The sequence below is a fragment of the Pseudomonas fluorescens genome (assembly GCF_902497785.1).
Taxonomy (GTDB): Bacteria; Pseudomonadota; Gammaproteobacteria; order Pseudomonadales; family Pseudomonadaceae; genus Aquipseudomonas; species Aquipseudomonas fluorescens_BO.
The window spans coordinates 192,075-212,670 of sequence record NZ_CABVHK010000007.1 but is presented as its reverse complement, the minus strand read 5'-3'; the positions used below and the strand labels follow the sequence as shown (position 1 = coordinate 212,670).

General features: G+C 60.2%; 19 protein-coding genes and 1 riboswitch. Of the genes, 11 read left to right on the top strand and 8 right to left on the bottom strand.

Features of this window, described 5'->3' with window-relative positions; genetic code table 11:
• Positions 1-36: 36 nt before the first annotated feature.
• Complete coding sequence (gene trhA, locus F8N62_RS12835; RefSeq protein ID WP_150711264.1) at positions 37-654, top strand: PAQR family membrane homeostasis protein TrhA; 618 nt, start codon at positions 37-39, stop codon at positions 652-654.
• A gap of 161 nt (positions 655-815) precedes the next feature.
• Here the strand turns inward: trhA and F8N62_RS12830 are convergent, their stop codons facing one another.
• Positions 816-1,733 (bottom strand): LysR family transcriptional regulator, encoded by a 918-nt coding sequence (locus tag F8N62_RS12830; RefSeq protein ID WP_150711263.1) that lies wholly within the window; start codon positions 1,731-1,733, stop codon positions 816-818.
• A 109-nt stretch (positions 1,734-1,842) separates the two neighbouring features.
• Here F8N62_RS12830 and F8N62_RS12825 point away from each other — a divergent pair, with 109 nt between their 5' ends.
• From F8N62_RS12825 to F8N62_RS12815, 3 genes are read left to right on the top strand one after another with little or no spacing between them, the layout of a single operon-like run.
• Entirely contained in the window at positions 1,843-3,084 is a 1,242-nt protein-coding gene (locus F8N62_RS12825) for a D-amino acid dehydrogenase (protein WP_150711262.1), read from the top strand.
• Positions 3,085-3,109: 25 nt separating this feature from the next.
• Entirely contained in the window at positions 3,110-3,460 is a 351-nt protein-coding gene (locus F8N62_RS12820) for a RidA family protein (protein WP_150711261.1), read from the top strand.
• Between the two features lie 27 nt (positions 3,461-3,487).
• Complete coding sequence (locus F8N62_RS12815; protein ID WP_150711260.1) at positions 3,488-4,390, top strand: transporter substrate-binding domain-containing protein; 903 nt, start codon at positions 3,488-3,490, stop codon at positions 4,388-4,390.
• Between the two features lie 100 nt (positions 4,391-4,490).
• Here F8N62_RS12815 and F8N62_RS12810 read toward each other — a convergent pair whose 3' ends face one another.
• Positions 4,491-5,210: a 16S rRNA (uracil(1498)-N(3))-methyltransferase gene (locus F8N62_RS12810; protein ID WP_150711259.1), complete on the bottom strand. Its 720-nt coding sequence runs from the start codon at positions 5,208-5,210 to the stop codon at positions 4,491-4,493.
• Between the two features lie 181 nt (positions 5,211-5,391).
• Complete coding sequence (locus tag F8N62_RS12800) at positions 5,392-6,798, bottom strand: adenosylmethionine--8-amino-7-oxononanoate transaminase (RefSeq protein WP_150711258.1); 1,407 nt, start codon at positions 6,796-6,798, stop codon at positions 5,392-5,394.
• Between the two features lie 220 nt (positions 6,799-7,018).
• Between F8N62_RS12800 and F8N62_RS12795 the strand changes: the two genes are divergently transcribed.
• The 3 genes from F8N62_RS12795 to F8N62_RS12785 all read left to right on the top strand — a co-directional run bounded on the left by F8N62_RS12795 (position 7,019) and on the right by F8N62_RS12785 (position 10,286).
• On the top strand, positions 7,019-8,767 hold the full coding sequence (locus F8N62_RS12795; protein ID WP_150711257.1) for a flavin monoamine oxidase family protein: 1,749 nt from the start codon (positions 7,019-7,021) through the stop codon (positions 8,765-8,767).
• A 341-nt stretch (positions 8,768-9,108) separates the two neighbouring features.
• Positions 9,109-9,660: a cytochrome b gene (locus F8N62_RS12790; RefSeq protein WP_150711256.1), complete on the top strand. Its 552-nt coding sequence runs from the start codon at positions 9,109-9,111 to the stop codon at positions 9,658-9,660.
• Between the two features lie 32 nt (positions 9,661-9,692).
• Positions 9,693-10,286: a YceI family protein gene (locus F8N62_RS12785; RefSeq protein WP_150711255.1), complete on the top strand. Its 594-nt coding sequence runs from the start codon at positions 9,693-9,695 to the stop codon at positions 10,284-10,286.
• Positions 10,287-10,546: 260 nt separating this feature from the next.
• On the opposite strand, the gene F8N62_RS12780 is transcribed toward F8N62_RS12785, so the two are convergent.
• The 4 genes from F8N62_RS12780 to ahcY form a co-directional block, all read right to left on the bottom strand.
• The gene (locus F8N62_RS12780) at positions 10,547-12,424 is read right to left on the bottom strand and encodes a DEAD/DEAH box helicase (protein WP_150711254.1); all 1,878 of its coding nucleotides are present in this window, start codon (positions 12,422-12,424) and stop codon (positions 10,547-10,549) included.
• A gap of 223 nt (positions 12,425-12,647) precedes the next feature.
• The gene (locus F8N62_RS12775; protein ID WP_150711253.1) at positions 12,648-13,463 is read right to left on the bottom strand and encodes a substrate-binding periplasmic protein; all 816 of its coding nucleotides are present in this window, start codon (positions 13,461-13,463) and stop codon (positions 12,648-12,650) included.
• Positions 13,464-13,656: 193 nt separating this feature from the next.
• Entirely contained in the window at positions 13,657-14,502 is an 846-nt protein-coding gene (metF, locus tag F8N62_RS12770; RefSeq protein WP_150711252.1) for a methylenetetrahydrofolate reductase [NAD(P)H], read from the bottom strand.
• Positions 14,503-14,630: 128 nt separating this feature from the next.
• Positions 14,631-16,040, bottom strand: coding sequence for an adenosylhomocysteinase (gene ahcY / locus F8N62_RS12765; RefSeq protein ID WP_150711251.1), 1,410 nt, complete (start codon positions 16,038-16,040; stop codon positions 14,631-14,633).
• 23 nt (positions 16,041-16,063) lie between these two features.
• Positions 16,064-16,162, bottom strand: a riboswitch (S-adenosyl-L-homocysteine riboswitch).
• Positions 16,163-16,360: 198 nt separating this feature from the next.
• On the opposite strand from ahcY, the gene F8N62_RS12760 reads away from it, so the two are divergent.
• The 4 genes from F8N62_RS12760 (at position 16,361) to F8N62_RS12740 (ending at position 19,305) form a co-directional block, all read left to right on the top strand.
• On the top strand, positions 16,361-16,765 hold the full coding sequence (locus tag F8N62_RS12760) for an acyl-CoA thioesterase (protein WP_027606051.1): 405 nt from the start codon (positions 16,361-16,363) through the stop codon (positions 16,763-16,765).
• 157 nt (positions 16,766-16,922) lie between these two features.
• Positions 16,923-17,810, top strand: coding sequence for a formate/nitrite transporter family protein (locus F8N62_RS12755; RefSeq protein ID WP_150711250.1), 888 nt, complete (start codon positions 16,923-16,925; stop codon positions 17,808-17,810).
• Between the two features lie 237 nt (positions 17,811-18,047).
• Complete coding sequence (locus F8N62_RS12745; protein WP_150711249.1) at positions 18,048-18,881, top strand: EamA family transporter; 834 nt, start codon at positions 18,048-18,050, stop codon at positions 18,879-18,881.
• Positions 18,882-18,921: 40 nt separating this feature from the next.
• The gene (locus F8N62_RS12740) at positions 18,922-19,305 is read left to right on the top strand and encodes an MAPEG family protein (protein WP_150711248.1); all 384 of its coding nucleotides are present in this window, start codon (positions 18,922-18,924) and stop codon (positions 19,303-19,305) included.
• 87 nt (positions 19,306-19,392) lie between these two features.
• Here F8N62_RS12740 and F8N62_RS12735 read toward each other — a convergent pair whose 3' ends face one another.
• On the bottom strand, positions 19,393-20,565 hold the full coding sequence (locus F8N62_RS12735; RefSeq protein WP_150711247.1) for a murein transglycosylase A: 1,173 nt from the start codon (positions 20,563-20,565) through the stop codon (positions 19,393-19,395).
• Positions 20,566-20,596 lie beyond the last annotated feature (31 nt).

The following is a 20,596-nucleotide window of genomic DNA, read 5'->3' as shown; positions in this document are numbered from 1 at the left end:
GCGTGATGTTGGATTGGATTGCGGGGTGAGCAACACATGTATCACGGGGAAAGATTGAACGCCTGGACGCATCTGGTCGGGGCGGTGGCGGCGACGGTCGGGGTGGTGTGGATGCTGGTGATCGCCAGCCAGGACGGCAGCCCGTGGAAGATTGTCAGCGTCGCGATTTATGGTTTCACCCTGATGGTGCTCTACAGCGCATCGACCGTTTACCACAGCGTGCGCGGGCGCAGAAAAGCGATCATGCAAAAGGTCGATCACTTTTCGATCTACCTGTTGATTGCCGGCAGTTACACGCCGTTTTGTCTGGTGACCCTGCGCGGGCCGTGGGGCTGGACGCTGTTCGGGATCGTCTGGGGGCTGGCGTTGATCGGCATCCTGCAGGAGATCAAGCCGCGCTCGGAAGCGCGGATTCTGTCGATCGTGATTTATGCGGTGATGGGCTGGATCGTGCTGGTGGCGGTCAAGCCATTGCTGGCGGCGTTGGGTACGACCGGGTTTGCGTGGCTGGCATCGGGCGGGGTTTTGTACACCGTCGGGATTATCTTTTTTGCGCTGGATCATCGGCTGCGGCATGCGCACGGGATCTGGCATTTGTTCGTGATTGCCGGAAGCCTGCTGCACTTTGTCGCGATCTTGTTTTACGTCCTTTAATCGCGATGTCGCTCAACCTGTGGGAGCGAGCCTGCTCGCGAATGCGGTCTGCCATCCAGTATTGATGTGGCATGACATGACGCCTTCGCGAGCAGGCTCGCTCCCACAAGGAATCGGCGTCAGCCCAGAATATGTGCACGACCAAACCAGCGAGACCCCCATCAAACTTTGGTCAGATTCAGGTGATCGAGTTGTACCTGGGCCCTACGGCTGAATATCTGCAACAGGTCGTTCAGGGTGTGGGGCGGCGGTTCAGCGACGCGGGTCAACGCGTACAGGATGATCGGCAACGGTGGTGCCAGGGGTCGGATGGTCGTCGTCGCGGGGGATGCACCGAGTGCGGTGAACGGGTCGATCACCGCCAGACCGGCACCGGATTCCACCATCGCCCTGGCCAGTGAATAGGTTTGCACGGCAATGCGCACCCGGGGCGCAGGTTCCACCGCTTCGAGGTAGCTGTCGAGCCGGGCGGCCAACGGGTCGGTACTGGACAGGCCAATCAAAGGCGCATCGGCCAGGGCCATCAACGGCAGCGGTTGGCCAACGTCCTCGTCCGGCCAATAGCCCTTTGGCGCTAATGCCACCAGCACCCCTGAAGCCAGGGCCTGCGCCTTCAAGGCGGGGTGGTCCGGTGGTTGCAGGGTCAGGGCGACGTCTATTTCGCGCATCAACAGGTTCTGCACCAGTTCGCGGCTATGGGCGCTGGACAGTTCGCAAGCGATGTCCGGGTAGCGCCCGGTCCATTCGTGAATCGCCGGTGGCAGCAATGACAGCGCCAACGCCGGGGTGGCGCCGATGCGCAGGCTGTGGCCGGGCTCGCGGCGCAGGCTCTGGGCCAGGCGTCGCACGCCTTGCAGGCTTTCGCTGACCTTGTCGACCTCACGCTCCAGCTCCAGCGCTTCCGGCGTTGCGTGCAACTTGCCGCGTATGCGCAAGAACAACGGGAAACCCAATTGCTGCTCGGCATGTTGCAGCACCTTGGACACCGCCGGTTGCGAGACGTGGAGCAATTGCGCGGCCGCGCTGATCGAACCGGTCTGGCGGATGGCCTGGAAAATTTCAATGTGACGAAGACGCATGGCAAGTCCATAACCTTTGTTTATGGGTGAGCCATCTTTATTCATTGTCCGCCGGCTGTCACCTGGCTCTAACCTCGGCCTGGTCTTCACAACGGTTTTAAGGACGGACATGGCTCAGCGTGTGTGCATCATCGGCGGCGGCGTCATTGGCTTGGCAACAGCCTATGCGCTGGTCCGTGACGGCTTCGAGGTGACGGTGGTCGAAGCGCGGGACTCGCTGGGCAGCGAAACCAGTTTCGCCAATGGCGGGCAGTTGTCCTATCGCTACGTCGCGCCGCTGGCCGATGCCGGCGTGCCGTTGCAGGCCATCGGCTGGATGCTGCGCGGCGATTCGCCCTTGAAGTTGCGCCCGCGTCTGGACCCGGTGCAGTGGCGCTGGATGGCCTCATTCCTCGCGGCCTGCCGCAGCTCGGTGAACCGAGAGAATGCTGCGCACCTGTTGCGTCTGGCGCTGTTCAGCCAGGACACATTGAAGCACTGGCGTGAGGACGATGGCTTGGCCGGTTTCAACTGGCGGCGCAACGGCAAACTGGTGACCTTCCGCAATGCCGGCAGCTTCGAACATGCGCGCAAAAGCCTGGCCGATCCGCAACAGCAGCAGGTGCTGTCGGCAGTCGAGTGCGCGGACCTGGAACCGGCGCTGGCCGATGGGCCTTTTGTCGGGGCGATTTATACGCCGGATGAAGAGGTCGGCGATTGCCACGGTTTTTGTCAACTGCTGACGGCGCGATTGAAAGCGTCCGGCCGTTGCGAATTTCGCCTCGGTCAGGCGGTGACCGCCATTCGCCATGGCGGCGGTGGGGTCAGCGCCATTGAACTGGGTGAGGAGGTGCTCCCGGTCGAACACCTGGTGATCGCCGCAGGCCACCGTAGTTCGTTGTTGGCGTTGCCCGGCCTGCGCCTGCCACTTTATCCGCTGAAGGGCTACAGTCTGACCGTGCCGATTGGCGCTGGAAACCGGGCGCCGGACGTGAGCATCACCGACTACGATCGCAAGATTGTCTACGCCCGCATCGGTGAACAGTTGCGGGTGGCGGCGATGGTCGACATCGTCGGCTTCGACCCCGCTGTCGATCCCGAACGTCTGGCCCTGATCAAGCGCCAGGCCCGCGACACCTTCCCTGAGGCTGGCGACTACGAGGCCGCCGTGGAGTGGGCCGGCATGCGTCCGGCAACACCCAGCGGAGTGCCGTTGTTGGGCGCCACGGCGTATCGCAATCTGTGGCTCAACCTCGGCCATGGCGCGTTGGGTTTCACCCTGGCGTGCGGCAGCGGGCGCTTGCTCAGCGAGCTGATCGGCCAGCGCCAGCCTTCCATTGACCTGCACGGTTTCAATCACCGGGCCGCGTGAATTTCATTTTGAAGAGGACACCGCAATGACCATTACCCGACTGCACAACAATCCGCGCCTGTCTGGCGTCGTCACCTTCGGCGACCTGGTGTTTCTTTCCGGCCAGGTGCCCGGCGATGCCTCGGATGCCAGCGGCCAGACCCGCGAGGTGCTGGCGAAAATCGACGCCTTGCTGGCCGAGGCTGGCAGTGACAAGGATCATCTGCTCAGCGCGACCATTTACCTGAAAAACATCAGCGAGGATTTTGCCGCGATGAACGAGGTCTGGTCGGCCTGGCTATCGCCGGGCCAGGCGCCGAGCCGCACCACGGTTCAGGCTGAACTGGCGCGGCCGCAGGTGTTGGTGGAAATCACCGTCACCGCCGCACGAATCTGAAAAACACCCCCACAACGGAGAATAAAAATGCAAAAAATCACGTTGCTCGGCTGCACGCTCGGTCTGCTGCTTGGCAGTCAGGTCCAGGCCAATGAAGCGCCTCTGACCGGCGCCCTGAGTAAAATCGCCAGTGCGAAGTCCATCACCCTGGGCTATCGCGATGCGTCGGTGCCGTTCTCTTATGTGGGGGATCACACGGGTAAACCGATGGGGTACTCGGTGGATCTGGCGGGCAAGATTGTCGAGCGCATCCAGCAGCAACTGGCACTGCCGGACCTCAAGGTGAAGTACAACCTGGTGACCTCGCAAACCCGCTTTCCGCTGGTGCAGAACGGCACCGTGGATCTGGAATGTGGCTCCACCGGCGTGACCGCGGAGCGGCAGAAGCAGGTGGCGTTCTCCTACGGTTTTATCTACGTCAAAGGCCAGTTGCTCACCGCCAAGGACAGTGGCATCAAAAGTTTCGCGGACCTGCGCGGCAAGAATGTGGTGACGACTGCCGGCACCACCAACGAGCGCTTTCTGAAAAGCTACAACGTCGACAACAAGATCGATATGTTCGTGATCAGCGCCAAGGATCACGGCGAAGCTTTCCAGATGCTGCAATCAGGTCGCGCCGCGGCGTTTTACATGGATGACGCACTGCTCTACGGCGAGCGCGCCAAGGCTCATGACCCGCATAAGTGGGTAGTGGTGGGGGAGGAGCAGTCCCGGGAAATCTACAGCTGCATGGTGCGCAAGGATGATCCGCAATTCCTCGCGCTGGTGAACAGCGTGTTGGGCGATCTGTATAGCTCGGGCGAGATCAACGGGATCTACAATCGTTGGTTCGAACAGCCGATTCCGCCAAAAGGCTTGAACCTTGAATTCCCGATGACCAGCGAACTCAAGGCGATCATTGCCAAGCCGGTGAGTGATCCGGTGCAGTAAATCAAAAGATCGTCCGAACGCGGGCCGAATCGTCGGCAGCTTCTACAGGTTGTACGCCATTCCAATGTAGGAGCTGCCGCAGGCTGCGATCTTTCAAGCTCTAAAAATCACCCCAAAGTTGCTGGGCCACCGCCAGCGCCACTACCGGCGCAGTCTCTGTGCGCAGCACCCTCGGACCGAGGCGAGCCGCGTGAAAACCACTGGCCTTGGCCAGATCCACTTCAGCCTCCGACAACCCACCCTCAGGCCCGATCAAAAACGCCAGTGTCCCAGGCTTCGCATGACTCACCAACGGCTCAGCCACTGGATGCAGCACCAGTTTCAAATCCGCTTCGGTCTGCTTCAACCAGTCCGCTAACAATGCCGGCGGATGGATCACCGGCACCCGTGACCGCCCACATTGCTCGCACGCGCTGATCGCCACCTGGCGCCAGTGCAACAGGCGTTTGTCGGCGCGTTCGTCCTTCAGGCGGACTTCGCAGCGGTCGCTGAAAATCGGGGTGATTTCAGTCACGCCCAGTTCAGTGGCTTTCTGAATCGCCCAATCCATTCGCTCGCCACGGGACAGGCCTTGGCCGAGGTGAATCTGCAACGGCGATTCGACCTGACCGGCGAAGCTTTCATCGATCTGCACCACGACGCGTTTCTTGCCGACCTCGCGCAGCGTGGCGCGAAACTCCTGGCCTGAGCCGTCGAACAATTGCAAGGCATCGCCCTCGGCCATGCGCAGCACGCGGCTGATGTAATGGGCCTGGGCCTCGGGCAGTTCGTGCTCGCCGGTGCTCAGGGGGGCGTCGATGAAGAAGCGGGACAGTCTCATTCTGGGTCTCTGCTGAATCAGTAAGTTGGATCAAGTCGCAAGTGTGGCGGGCTCTTGTGGCGAGGGAGCTTGCTCCCGCTGGACTGCGCAGCAGGCCCTTTTTTTGGGGCCTCTTCGCGGCCCAGCGGGAGCAAGCTCCCTCGCCACAGGGTTCACAGGCCACAGGTGTTGTCGGTGGCTGTCAGCCCGGATCACGGAAACCGGGATGGAAGTCTTTCGGCACCGACACGCTGACGCTGTCGCGGGTCGCAATATCAATCCCTTCACTGGCAACCTCCGCCAGAAAATCAATCTGCTCCGGCGTAATCACATACGGCGGCAGGAAATACACCACGCTGCCCAACGGCCGAAGTAAAGCACCCCGCTCCAGCGCATGCTGGAACACCTTCAAACCGCGACGTTCCTGCCACGGGTAGGCCTCTTTCGTCGCCTTGTCCTTGACCATCTCGATGGCCAGCACCATACCGGTCTGGCGCACTTCCGACACGTTCGGGTGATCGGCCAGGTGGGCAGTGGAGGAGGCCATGCGTTGAGCCAGGGCCTTGTTGTTTTCGATCACATTGTCTTCTTCGAAGATATCCAGCGTCGCCAACGCCGCTGCACACGCCAGCGGATTGCCGGTGTAGCTGTGCGAATGCAGGAACGCACGCAGGGTCGGATAGTCATCGTAAAACGCGCTGTAGACGTCTTCGGTGGTGACGCACGCCGCCAGCGGCAGGTAACCGCCAGTCAGGGCCTTGGACAGGCACAGAAAGTCCGGGCGGATGCCGGCCTGTTCGCAGGCGAACATCGTCCCGGTGCGGCCGAAGCCGACGGCGATTTCGTCGTGAATCAGGTGCACGCCGTAGCGGTCGCAGGCGTCACGCAGCAGTTTCAGGTACACCGGGTGATACATGCGCATGCCACCCGCGCCTTGAATCAAAGGCTCCACGATCACCGCAGCGACCGTGTCGTGATTGTCGGCGAGGGTGTGTTCCATCGTCGCGAACATGTTCCGCGAATGCTCCTCCCAGCTCATGCCGTCGGGCCGCAGGTAGCAATCGGGGCTCGGCACCTTGATGGTGTCCAGCAACAGCGCCTTGTAGGTTTCGGTAAACAGCGGCACGTCGCCCACCGACATCGCCGCCATCGTCTCGCCGTGGTAACTGTTGGTCAGGGTGACGAAGCGCTTCTTGTTTGGTTGGCCGCGGTTGAGCCAGTAGTGAAAGCTCATTTTCAGCGCAACTTCGATACAGGACGAACCGTTATCCGCGTAGAAGCACCGCGTCAGGCCTTCCGGCGTCATCTTCACCAGGCGTTCGGACAACTCGATCACCGGCTGATGGCTGAAACCGGCGAGGATCACATGTTCCAGTTGATCAACCTGATCCTTGATGCGCTGGTTGATGCGCGGGTTGGCATGGCCAAACACGTTGACCCACCAGGAACTGACGGCATCGAGGTAGCGTTTGCCTTCGAAGTCTTCCAGCCACACGCCTTCGCCGCGCTTGATCGGGATCAGCGGCAACTGCTCGTGGTCTTTCATCTGGGTGCAGGGGTGCCACAACACCGCGAGATCGCGTTGCATCCACTGATTATTCAGGCCCATGGTCAGTCTCCTCGAGGCGGTCCGTGACGCGCGCGGACATACAATCGCGCAAGCCTATGCAATGCATCGCGCGGGGACAACCCATTGTGGCGATTGAGCTACTTTGTATAGGGCGATAGACGTTGCTGGCGGCCTATTGATGGCTGACGTATTCTTCGCGGTTCTTGAGTCGTCTGACTCGCAAAGCATTTTTTCCTACCTGATTTCCGGAGTTCGCTGAATGTCTGCTGGTTGGCTGCGCGCCTGTGCGCTGGTGATGTTGGGGCTGTTCAGCGTGTCTGCGCTGGCCAAGGATAAAACGGCGATTGTGATCGGCGGCGGGCTCTCGGGCCTGACGGCGGCATATGAACTGCAAAATAAAGGCTGGCAGGTCACTTTGCTGGAAGCCAAGCCGAACCTGGGCGGCCGTTCCGGCATGGCCAGCAGTGAGTGGATCGGCAACGACAAGACCCAGCCGGTCCTCAACAAGTACGTCTCGACATTCAAGCTGAGCACCACGCCGGCCCCGGAATTCGTGCGCACCCCGAGCTACCTGATCGACGGCGTGTATTACACCGCTGCAGATCTGGCCACCAAAGAGCCAGCGACGGCCGAAGCGCTCAAGCGCTACGAAAAAACCCTGGATGACCTGGCGCGCTCGATCGAAGATCCGCAGAACCCGTCCGCCAACAGCACGCTGCACACGCTGGATCAGATCAACGTATCGAACTGGCTCGATCGGCTGTCGCTGCCAGCCACGGCCCGTCAATTGATCAACCAACAGATTCGTACCCGTTATGACGAACCTTCGCGCCTGTCGTTGTTGTACTTCGCACAACAGAGCCGGGTTTACCGTGGTGTGTCCGACCGTGACCTGCGCGCCTCGCGCTTGCTCGGTGGCAGCCCGGTGCTGGCTCAGGCCTTCGTCAAACAACTGAAAACGATCAAGACCAGCTCCCCGGTCTCGTCCATTACTCAAGACAAGGACGGTGTGACCGTCAAAGTCGGCAGCGTGGGTTATCAGGCTGACTACGTGGTGGTGGCGGTGCCGTTGCGCGCACTGAACAAAATCTCGATGATTCCGGCACTGGATGCCCAGCACCTGGCCGCGATCAAAGGCACCAACTACGGTTGGCGCGACCAGATCATGTTGAAGTTCAAGACGCCGGTGTGGGAAAGCAAGGCGCGGATGTCCGGCGAGATCTACAGCAACACCGGCCTGGGCATGTTGTGGGTCGAGCCGGCGCTGAAGGGCGGCGCCAACGTGGTGATCAACCTGTCCGGCGACAATGCGCGCGTCATGCAGGCTTTCGGCGACAAGCAGATGGTCGATCAGGTGCTGATTCGTCTGCACGCGTTTTACCCACAGGCGCGCGGCTCGTTCACCGGTTATGAAATTCGTCGCTACAGCACCGACCCGTCGATGGGCGGCGCTTACCTGGCCTTCGGCCCGGGCCAGATCAGCAAATACTGGCGCCTGTGGGAACGTCCGCTGCAACGCGTAGCCTTCGCTGGCGAACACACCGACACGCTGTACCCGGGCACTCTGGAAGGCGCATTGCGCACCGGTCAGCGTGCGGCCAGTCAGGTTGAAGACCTGGCGGCGGGCAAGTCGTTTGAACCGGCGAAGGTGGTGCCGGCAGCCGCAGCGGCGGCTGGCGCGGTGGCGGCGAAGAAAGGCAACTTCTTCAGCAACCTGTTTGGTGGCTCGGATGACGCCAAGAAGCCAGAGCCCGTCAAAGCACCGGAGCCGGTCACTCCACCCGCCCCGGCGCCTGCTCCAGTACCCACCCCGGCGCCTGCGCCAGTGGAAGCGGCGAAACCAGCGGCACCGGTGAAAGCCGAGCCTGCCAAGAAAGCCGCGACCAAACCTGCGGTCAAGAAGCCGGCGGCCAAAACCGAGGCGAAAAAAGCCCCGGCCAAGGCACCCGTGAAAAAGGCTGAACCGGCGAAGAAACCTGCGGCCGCCACTGAGGCCAAGGCGCAGTAACGTTAAGGCGTAATAAAAGCGCGGCTCAAGGGCCGCGCTTTTTTTTGTCCGCCAAATCGCTTTCGCGAGCAGGCTCGCTCCCACAGGGTTTGGTGGTGGCCGCCGATCCTGTTTCCAACGCCGGCCCACAGTGGGAGCGAGCCTGCTCGCGAAGCCTCTCAGTCATCAAACTTTTTCCCGGCTGACCCTAACATCCCGCCACAAATTCGCCTTTAATCTTCCCTTAACGCCCCGATTTCAGACTCTTGATCGTATTTCTCGATATTTCAAAGCGAAAATTTCCGCTTTAATTCGATAGATAACTCGATAGTCTTGTTCGCAGTTCTCACAGGATTTGAGCAATGCAGCTACGTAATTCCTCTTCTCGCTACGGCTGGGTCAGTGTCTTCATGCATTGGGCTGTGGCGCTCGTTGTCTTCGGTCTGTTTGCGTTGGGCTTGTGGATGGTCGGTCTCGACTACTACAGCACCTGGCGCAAAGACGCGCCGGACCTGCACAAGAGCATTGGCCTGGTGTTGTTGGCCGTGATGGTTCTGCGGGTGCTGTGGCGCTTTATCAGCCCGCCGCCGCCCACACTGCAAAGCTATAGCCGCATGACGCGCCTGGGTGCGAAGTTCGGCCATTCGTTCCTGTACCTCGCTTTGTTTGCTGTGATGATTACCGGTTACCTGATTTCCACCGCAGACGGTGTCGGGATTCCGGTGTTTGGCCTGTTTGAAGTTCCTGCACTGGTTTCCGGGCTACCGGATCAGGCAGACACCGCCGGTGTGATTCATTTCTACCTGGCATGGGCGCTGGTCATTTTTTCCGGTCTCCATGCGTTGGCAGCATTGAAACACCACTTTATCGATCGTGATGCGACCCTGACGCGAATGCTGGGACGCAAAGCCTGATGTTCAACCTCGACTCCAAAGGAATAGAAAGCATGTTGAAAAAGACTCTCGCCGCTCTGGCAATCGGTTCAGCCCTGCTGTCCGCTAACGTGATGGCTGCTGACTACGTGGTCGACAAAGAAGGCCAGCACGCCTTCGTTGACTTCAAGATCAGCCACCTGGGCTACAGCTTCATCACCGGTACCTTCAAGGACATCGACGGCAAGTTCAGCTTTGACGCCGCCAAGCCTGAAGACAGCAAGATCGAGTTCAACGTCAACACCGCCAGCGTGTTCACCAACCATGCCGAGCGCGACAAGCACATCGCCAGCGGTGATTTCCTGAACGCGAGCAAATTCGCCAAGGCCACCTTTGTTTCCACCAGCGTCAAATCCACCGGCAAAGACGCCGCGGGTAAAGACACTGCTGACGTGAGCGGCAATCTGACCCTGGCCGGTGTGACCAAGCCGATCGTGGTCAAGGCCACTTTCCTGGGTGAAGGCAAGGATCCATGGGGCGGCTACCGTGCCGGCTTCGAGGGCACTACCAGCATCAAGCGTTCCGACTTCGGCAAGCAGAAAGACCTGGGTCCACAGTCTGACGCGGTCGAGCTGTACGTTTCGTTTGAAGGTGTGAAAGCGAAGTAACATTCGCGCCTGACACAAAAACGCCCCCGTTCTTGCGAGCGGGGGCGTTTTTTATTGCCTGCCGCAATCTGCGGGATCAAGCCGGTCCATTGTAGGAGCGAGCTCGCTCGCGAAAAACGTGATGGCAACGCGTTTATCCAGGCAGCGCTCGTAATCGTTAACGTCCATCGCGAGCGAGCTCGCTCCTACAGGGTTTAGTGGCGGCAAAAAAAATGCCCCGGTTCGTGAGATCCGGGGCATTTTTCATGGCGGGTGAAAACTCAGCGATTGCGGGTCAGCAAGGCTGGTTTTTCGCCGCGTGGACGGCCTGGCAGTTGATCAAGTTGTTCAGGCGTCGGGAAACGATCGGTTTTCGACTCCTTGTGAATGATCTTCGGTGCCGGACCGCGCGGGTTCTGCACGGCCGGTTCCGAGCGCGGCTGGTCGTCGGTACGAGCAGGGCGACGGTTGCGGGACTCTTCGCGACGGGCCTGGCCGTCACGCGGAGCACCGTTGCGTGGACCGCTGCGCTTGGCTGGCGGTGTGCCGGTGGTGGCGCCGTCGCTGCTGCGTGGGCCGCTTTGACGACCCTGAGGCTTGCCGCCGGTGCGAGGAGCACCCGCGCCCGCTGCCGCACCTTGTGCCGGAGCACCCGGACGGCGACCACGGCCCTGAGCCGGTTTGGCTTGAGGCACGTAGTCGACGCGGTTACCGAAGTTATCAACGTCGTCGTCGAGGAACTCATCCGGAGCACGGTCAGCGGCAGCGCGTGGCGCCGGACGCTGTTGCTCGCGGGCCGGTGTGCCTTCGCGTGGCTTCTGCTCACGTGCCGGACGCTCGCCACGGCCAGTGGCTGCAGGTTTTTCCTTGCCGCCCTTGTCCTTGCCTTTGTCTTTACGACCGCCGCCACCGCCGCTGCCGTTCGGGCCATCGCCGCGCGGGCCACGTGGGTTGCGCGGGTTACGCACATCCGGACGCTCGCGCACTTCCGGTTTTTCGGCTTCTACAGCGCTGGAATCGAAGCCCATCAGGTCGCCGTCGGCGATTTTCTGGCGGGTCATGCGTTCAATGCTTTTCAGCAGCTTTTCTTCGTCCGGAGCGACCAGCGAGATCGCCTCGCCCGAACGACCGGCACGGCCAGTACGGCCGATGCGGTGCACGTAATCTTCGTCGACGTTCGGCAGTTCGAAGTTGACCACGTGTGGCAACTGATCGATGTCGAGGCCGCGCGCAGCGATGTCGGTCGCCACAAGGATGCGCACTTCACCGGCCTTGAAGTCGGCCAGGGCTTTGGTGCGCGCGTTCTGGCTCTTGTTGCCGTGGATCGCGACGGCGCTGAGGCCGTGTTTGTCCAGGTACTCGGCCAGACGGTTGGCGCCGTGCTTGGTGCGGGTGAACACCAGCACCTGTTCCCAGGCGCCCGCCGTGATCAAGTGGGCCAGCAACGAACGCTTGTGGCTCGCGGCCAGACGGAATACGCGCTGTTCGATACGCTCGACCGTGGTGTTCGGCGGCGTGACTTCGATGCGTTCCGGGTTGTGCAGCAGCTTGCCGGCGAGGTCGGTGATGTCCTTGGAGAACGTCGCCGAAAACAGCAGGTTCTGGCGTTTGCTCGGCAGACGAGCCAGGACCTTTTTCACGTCATGGACGAAGCCCATGTCGAGCATGCGGTCGGCTTCGTCCAGCACGAGGATTTCCACGTGTGACAAGTCGACGCTGCCTTGGCCGGCGAGGTCGAGCAAGCGACCCGGGCAGGCCACCAGCACGTCAACACCGCGGGACATGGCCTGAACCTGCGGGTTCATGCCGACGCCGCCGAAGATGCAGGCGCTGACGAACTTCAGGTCACGGGCATACACCTTGAAGCTCTCGTGTACCTGGGCTGCGAGTTCGCGGGTCGGGGTCAGGACCAGTACGCGCGGTTGGCGCGGACCGTGACGCTGGGATTTGTCCGGGTGACCGTTAGGGAACAGCCGCTCCAGGATCGGAAGGGCGAAGCCACCGGTTTTACCGGTACCTGTCTGCGCCGCAACCATGAGGTCGCGACCTTGCAACACGGCGGGAATGGCCCGCTGTTGCACCGGAGTAGGCTCGGTATAGCCCGCTGCCTCGATGGCGCGGACTAAAGCCTCGGAGAGACCGAGGGAAGCAAAGGACATGAGTAATCCTGTTTTAGTTAGGGCTTGGCCCAATGGGAGTCTTGCCTGGCGCGAATGGCGTTTAAGAAGAACGCAATCCCGTCCGGTCCTGCTGGGGCTTGAAAGCTCGTCTGGAGCGCTCGCGCGGGCTGAAAAGCTGCGCTGTAGCGGGATCGAGATGCCTTGAACAAGTCCGAGCGTCCGGGCGTGAGCCTGGCGGGAAGGCCGGAGTATAACAGAGCAATCACTGCGCGCCGCTTTCCTGCTGCTCAACGGTTTTTCCCCGGGCGGCGGTGGTGCTGGCCGCTTTCACACCGGCTGCCGGATCGGCGCCATAACGGGCGCTCAGTTCGGCATAGGCGGGTTCGCGTTTAAAGCGTTTGAGTTCGGCACCGAAGCGCTGGACCAGCAAATCCATGCCGGCGTTACGCCGCACCGCCAGGAACTGGCTCTGCTGGCTGATCACGGTCGGGTTTTCGCTGATCTGATTGCGGATGTCCAGTTCGTCGAGCAAGTGCTGGCCCACCCGGCGGTCGGTGATCAGCAGATCGATCCGGCCGCGCACCAGCTTGCCGAAGTTGGCTTCATGGGTGGGCGCCGGTTCACGTGTGAACAGGGTCGACTCGCGAAAGTCCGGGCTGTACAGATAGCCTGGCGAGGTGCCAATCGTCAGGCCTTTCAGATCATCCAGCGTGCGAAACGGATGGGGGCGCTCATTGGCGTAGAACATCACGAACTCGACTTCCGAGAGCGGTTCGCTGGGATAGAGCAGGGTGGCGTCACGCTCTTCGCTGTGAAAAATGTCCAGCACGCCATCGGCCTGACCGGTTTCAAGCATCGACAGACAGCGTTTCCACGGCAGGAACTGCCACTCGACTTCGATCCCCAGGCGTTTGAAGACAATGGCGGTGGTTTCGTAATCCAGCCCCAGGGATTTGCCGTTTTCTTCGTAGACGTAAGGTGCCCAGGGTTCAGTGACAATGCGCAATTTCTCGCCCCGAGCGGCAAAGCTCAGGCAAGTGAAAAGAACCACGGTCAGTAACTGGCTGATTAAAGGCATGGGCTGAGATTACGACGAGAAACGCGAAAGAGCCAGAAACTGCCTGCAGATGCTCTAAGTCCGTGTATTGCTGCACAATAATTGTGCACGGAAAGCAAAAAATCGCAGCCTGCGGCAGCTCCTACATTGGAATGTGTAAACCCTGTAGGAGCTGCCGCAGGCTGCGATCTTTTGATCTTGCTTGTGACAAATATTAGCGCGGCAACTTCAGGTTGTTCCACACCGCCAGGCTCGCTTCAGCCTGATTGAGTGTGTAGAAGTGCAGCCCTGGCGCCCCGCCTTGCAGCAGGCGTTCGCACATCTCGGTGATGACTTGCTCACCAAAGCCTTGAATGCTCTGGGTGTCGTCGCCGTAGGCTTCCAGTTGCTTGCGGATCCAGCGCGGGATTTCCGCACCGCAGGCGTCGGAAAAGCGTGCCAGTTTGCTGTAGTTGGTGATTGGCATGATCCCCGGAACGATCGGGATGTTCACGCCCATCGCCCGCACACGCTCGACGAAGTAGAAGTAGCTGTCGGCGTTGAAGAAGTACTGGGTGATCGCACTGTCGGCGCCGGCGTTGGCCTTGCGCACGAAGTTGTTCAAGTCGTCTTCGAAATTGCGCGCCTGCGGATGCATTTCCGGGTAGGCGGCGACTTCGATGTGGAAATGATCGCCGGTCTCTTCACGAATGAATTCGACCAGGTCATTGGCGTGGCGCATTTCACCGCTGGCCATGCCCATGCCCGACGGCAGGTCACCGCGCAGGGCAACGATACGCTTGATGCCGGCGGTCTTGTATTGAGCCAGCAAGCCGCGCAAATCGGCCTTGCTGTCGCCGACGCACGACAGGTGCGGGGCGGCGGGAACTTTGACTTCACTTTCGAGCTGCAGCACGGTGTTGAGCGTGCGATCACGGGTCGAACCGCCAGCGCCGTAGGTGCAGGAGAAAAAGTCGGGGTTGTACGTGGCCAGCTGGCGAGCAGTGGCGAGCAGCTTTTCATGCCCAGCGTCGGTCTTCGTAGGGAAGAACTCGAAGCTGTAGCGACGGTCTTGGGACATGGTCATATCCTTGGAAACACGTAAAGCGGACGCAAACTCCTGTAGGAGCTGCCGCAGGCTGCGATCTTTCAAGATCAAAAGATCGCAGGCTTCGCCAGCTCCTACAAAGAGCGACTAAGCAATGCCGATCAGTAACGGTAAGCGTGCGGCTTGAACGGACCTTCGACGGTCACGCCGATGTAGTCGGCCTGGGTCTTGGTCAGTTGAGTCACGACGCCGCCGAAACCGCGGACCATTTCCAGGGCCACTTCTTCGTCGAGTTTCTTCGGCAGTACTTCAACGGTCAGGCGCTCGGCTTTCTGGGCTGGCGACAGGTCGGCGTACTTCTGGCCGAACAGGAAGATCTGCGCCAGCACCTGGTTGGCGAACGAACCGTCCATGATGCGGCTTGGGTGGCCAGTGGCGTTGCCCAGGTTAACCAGACGGCCTTCGGCCAGCAGGATCAGGTAGTCGTCGTTCTGGGCATCGAATGCGCCAGCGCCGGTACGGTGGATCTTGTGAACCTGTGGCTTCACTTCTTCCCATGCCCAGTTCTTGCGCATGAAAGCAGTGTCGATTTCGTTGTCGAAGTGGCCGATGTTGCAGACAACAGCGCGCTTCTTCAGGGCTTTGAGCATGTTCGCGTCGCAAACATTGACGTTACCGGTGGTGGTCACGATCAGGTCGATCTTGCCCAGCAGTGCCTTGTCGATGCTCGCTTCGGTGCCGTTGTTGATGCCGTCGATGAACGGCGAAACCAACTCGTAGCCGTCCATGCAGGCTTGCATGGCGCAGATCGGGTCGACTTCGGAGACTTTGACGATCATGCCTTCCTGACGCAGGGACTGAGCGGAGCCCTTGCCCACGTCACCGTAACCGATGACCAGCGCTTGCTTGCCGGACAGCAGGTGGTCGGTGCCACGCTTGATCGCGTCGTTCAGACTGTGACGGCAGCCGTACTTGTTGTCGTTCTTGCTCTTGGTCACCGAGTCGTTGACGTTGATGGCCGGGATTTTCAGCTCGCCCTTGGCCAGCATGTCCAGCAGGCGGTGAACGCCGGTGGTGGTTTCTTCGGTCACGCCATGGACGCGGTCGAGGATCTGCGGGTACTTCTTGTGCAGCAGCTCGGTCAGGTCGCCGCCGTCGTCGAGGATCATGTTGGCATCCCAAGGCGCGCCATCCTTGAGGATGGTTTGCTCCAGGCACCACTCGTACTCTTCTTCGGTTTCGCCTTTCCAGGCGTAAACCGCGATGCCGGCCGCAGCAATAGCAGCAGCGGCCTGATCCTGAGTCGAGAAAATGTTGCAGGACGACCAGCGAACTTCGGCACCCAGGGCAACCAGGGTTTCGATCAGCACGGCAGTCTGAATGGTCATGTGGATGCAGCCGAGAATCTTCGCGCCCTTGAGCGGCTGCTCACCGGCGTACTTGCGGCGCAGACCCATCAGGGCAGGCATTTCGGACTCGGCGATGATGGTTTCGCGACGGCCCCAGGCAGCCAGGGACATGTCGGCAACTTTGTAATCGTTAAAATCTGCAGGCGTGATAACAGCGCTCATGATGAGCCTCCATTCGTAATGTATGCGAATGGGCGCCGTTGTGCGTTTAGTGTCTGGCCGTGGCCAGGCAACGCCCCATCCGAGCCTGACAGGTCTAGCCTGCTGCAGCGCCCCTCGGACAGGTGGCGGGAAAACGGTATCAATTGGAGATGACCGTTTTGAAACGGTGGCGATTATAGCGGGCTATGCTGATCTTCCAAAGCCTTTCTGTTGGTCAATGTCCGAACGGTAATCGAGGCCATAGGCGATCGCGCATAGAGCTCTAGTCCGGGCTCTGCCATGATGGTCGGCATCAATCGGCAAGACGGTCAGGAGTGAATATGAATTTCCACACCCGCAAATGGGTAAAACCCGAAGACCTCAACCCCAACGGCACGCTGTTCGGCGGCAGCCTGTTGCGCTGGATCGACGAAGAAGCGGCGATCTATGCGATCGTTCAGTTGGGCAACCAGCGTGTGGTCACCAAGTACATTTCCGAAATCAATTTCGTCAGCGCGTCGCGTCAGGGCGACATCATCGAACTGGGCATTACCGCCACCGAGTTCGGTCGCACGTCGATCACCCTGACCTGCGAAGTACGCAACAAGATCACCCGTAAAAGTATCCTGACGGTGGAGAAGATGGTCTTCGTCAACCTCGGCGAGGACGGCCTGCCCGCGCCGCACGGCCGGACCGAGATCAAGTACGTCAAAGACCAGTTTCAGGATGATGGTATCAGCGAGTAATACGAGCCCGTAGGAGCTGCCGAAGGCTGCGATCTCTTGATCTAGACTCTCCGCGTGGAATCAAGATCAAAAGATCGCAGCCTTCGGCAGCTCCTACAGAACGCTCGAGAGCCACGCGTGTCGTACTTACATCCCACGCCACCGGTTCCGCAACACTATGGATACTCCAAAAGACGGCAAGACCCCAAACCTCTCGGCGCAAGAGAAGCATGAGGTCGACAAGAACCAGCCACCGCGCGCCGCGGTGCTGCACGAAATCATCCGCACCCAGGGCGATCAGGAACTGGAGCGCAGCGTTGCTGCCCTATGGTGGTCGGCGCTCGCCGCAGGCTTGACCATGGGCCTGTCGCTGATGGCCATGGGGTTGCTCAACTCCCGTTTGCCCGATGGCGAACACTTCAAAGTGATTGCCAGTTTCGGCTATTGCGCCGGTTTTCTCGCGGTCATCCTCGCCCGTCAGCAATTGTTCACCGAGAACACCCTGACGGCGGTGCTGCCGGTGATGACCAAACCCACACTGAACAATTTCGGGCGCTTGCTGCGGCTGTGGTCGGTCGTGCTCGTAGGCAACCTCTGCGGCACTTTGCTGGTGGCGTACGTGATGTTGCACCTGCCGATTTTCGATACCAAGACCGACCTGGCCTTCCTCGACATCGGGCGCAAAGTCATGGAGAACGACGCCGGCAAAATGTTCGCCAAAGGCATCGTCTCGGGCTGGATGATCGCCACCATGGTCTGGATGATCCCGTCCATGGAGAGCGCCAAGATGTGGATCATCATCCTCATCACCTACCTGATGGCGCTCGGGGATTTCACCCACATCGTCGTCGGTTCGGCCGAGGTCTCGTACCTGGTGTTTGCCGGCGAATTGCCGTGGAAGGATTTCTGGACGGTGTTCGCCGGGCCGACGCTGGCAGGGAACATCATCGGCGGCAGCTTCATCTTTGCGCTGTTGAGTCATGCGCAGATTCGCAGCGAAAGCGGGCCGCCGAAGCAGTCTGCGGATCAAGGCGAAGAAGCCGATCCGCAGCAGGTCAAGAAGTAATCATTGAAACTCGGTCTGTGGCGCTGGCGCTGGCGCTGCCGCACCGCGACGTTTGAGTGCGGGGTGGTCGCTTGCAGTATAAACAGCTGCTGACATATGGCGAATCAATCCTCCCCCCCCCCGGATTTGCGTAGGAGCTGCCGCAGGCTGCGATCTTTTGATGTTGATTTTTAAAGTCAAAAGATCGCAGCCTGCGGCAGCTCCTACAGGGGGAGTGATCAATAGAAGGAGTGTGCCGTGCTTGCGACGGCGTTGGTGTTAGTGGCGGCGCTGTTGCACGCGGCGTGGAATACCCTGATTAAATTCAGTGCGGAACGATTGTTGGTCGTGGCCTGCATGGACAGCGTGGCAATGTTGTTTGTTGCCGTAATGCTGCCGTTCGTGGCGTTGCCGCCGATTGAAATCTGGCCGTGGATCCTGGCGTCAGCCGCGTTTGAATTGCTCTATCGCTATCTGCTGATTCAGGCCTATCGGGTGGGCGACCTGGGGTTGGTCTATCCCCTGATGCGTGGCCTGTCGCCCTTGGTGGTGCTGGCGCTGACGCTGATCTTTGCCGGGGAAGTGCTGACCCACCAGCAGATCTTCGGAATTCTACTCATCCCGTTCGGCATGTTGTGCCTGCTGTGGCAGGGCGGTGGTGGCGCGCGTTTGCCGTGGTCGATGCTGCCGGTGGTGGCGCTGATCGGCCTGTGCATCGGCTGCTACACCTTTATCGATGGCCAGGCACTGCGGCGCTGGTCGCATCCGCTGGATTACCTGGTGTGGGTGACGCTGATCAGTGCCTGGCCTTTTCCGTTGCTGGCGCTGGTGCGCAAGCGGCCGGCGTTCATGCTGTTCTGGCGTGAGCAGTGGCGATTGGGCCTGGCGGTCGGGTTCTGCGTGTTGTTCAGCTACGCTCTGGTGCTGTGGGCGATGCAGCTGGGTTCGATTGCCGAAGCGGCGGCACTGCGCGAAATCAGCGTGATTCTGGTGGTGCTGTTCGGCATGCGTTACTTGAAAGAACCTTTCGGCCGGCCGCGGCTCTTAGCCTGTGGGCTGGTGTTGATCGGCATATTGGTGATGAAGTTTTGACGGGAACCCGACTCTTGAATCTTGAAAAAAGGACTGCGTTATGACGGTTGCTCTGTGGTGCATTTTGATCGCGATTTTTCTGCCGTATGTCTGTGTGGGCATCGCCAAGGTCAGTGGCGGCTTTAACCTCAAAGACAACCATGACCCACGGGATTTTCTCGAGTCGCTGAATGGTCTGGGCCGGCGTGCGCATGCGGCGCAGTTGAACAGTTTTGAGGTGACCCCGGCGTTTGCAGCGGCGGTGATCGTGGCGCACCTGGCGGGTAATGCCGAACTGGTGACGATCAACGTGCTGGCGGTTCTGTTTATCACCAGCCGGTTGCTGTACATCATTTGCTACTTGGCCGACTGGGCGATTTTGCGGTCGTTGGTGTGGTTTGTAGGGATGGGGTTGATTGTCAGTTTCTTTGTGGTTTCTGTTTAACGGCAAGATCAAAAGATCGCAGGCTGCGCCAGCTCCTACAAAGACCCGGTCAACGTAGGAGCTGCCGAAAGCTGCGATCTTTTGACTTTAGAGCTTGTCAGCCACCTGCGGCACTTGTGGCAACGTCGCGCCTTTGGGCCACAGCATCCAGATCTGCCCCTGCTGTTTCATATCGCCGGCTATTTGTCCGGCGGCCTCTCCGGTGCCCCAGAACAGGTCCGCTCGCACTTCGCCGGCAATCGCGCCGCCAGTGTCCTGAGCAGCCACCGGGCGAACCAGTGCCGTGCCGTCCGGTCGCGTGGTGGATAACCACAGCAAACTGCCCAGCGGAATCACCTTGCGGTCCACTGCAACGCTGTAGCCCGCAGTCAGCGGCACGTTCAGCGAGCCGCGGGGCCCTTCGTTGCTGTCCGGATTGCGGGTGAAGAACACATAGCTCGGATTGCTGGCGAGCAACTCCGGAATGCGTGCTGGATTGGCTTTTGCCCAGTCGCTGATCGCGCCCATGGTCACTTCTTCTTTTTTCAGCTCGCCTTGCTCCACCAGCCAGCGGCCGATCGGGCGGTACGGATGGCCGTTCTGGTCCGCATAAGCGATTCGCAACTGACGGCCATCGTCGAGCTGAATGCGACCCGAACCCTGGATTTGCAGGAACTGCAGATTCATCGGATCGGTCAGCCATGCCACCACGGGCGCCTTCACCCCTTTGTTTTCAATGGTTGCGGCATCATCGTAGGGTTTGAGTACCCGGCCTTCGAGGCGTCCACGCAGGCGTTTACCCTTGAGCTCCGGGTAAATGCTGTCCAGCGAGACAATGATCATGTCCTCGGGCACGCCATACACCGGGATGTTTGCCACGGTGGTCTGGGTCAGGCTGCCGGGGTAGACGGGCTCGTAGTAGCCGGTGATCAATCCGTCGGGATTGTCGTTGGCGGCGCGCAGGCCGTAGACGTCGAGGTTCTGTTTGAGGAAGCCGCGAATGTCGTTGGCGGCCAGCGGCACATTGGCAGCGGCGGCGCACGTCGAACCCCAGACCGGGTCGGACTTGAGTCGGGTACAGGCGCTGCGCCACGAACCGAACCCGGCCACCAGGTCGTTATCGGACACGGTGGGCAGTGCGTCCCATGTGGCGCTGGCATAAGTCGCCAGCGCATGGGTTTTCGGTGTGTTGTTGTCACCGCCGGTGCAGCCTGCAAGCGCGGCTACCAATGGGAGCGTCCACACGAGAGGGTGACGCCATGCCTTGAAACGGCTGTTCATGGAGTAATTCCTTTGCCGATTGCCTGAGTGC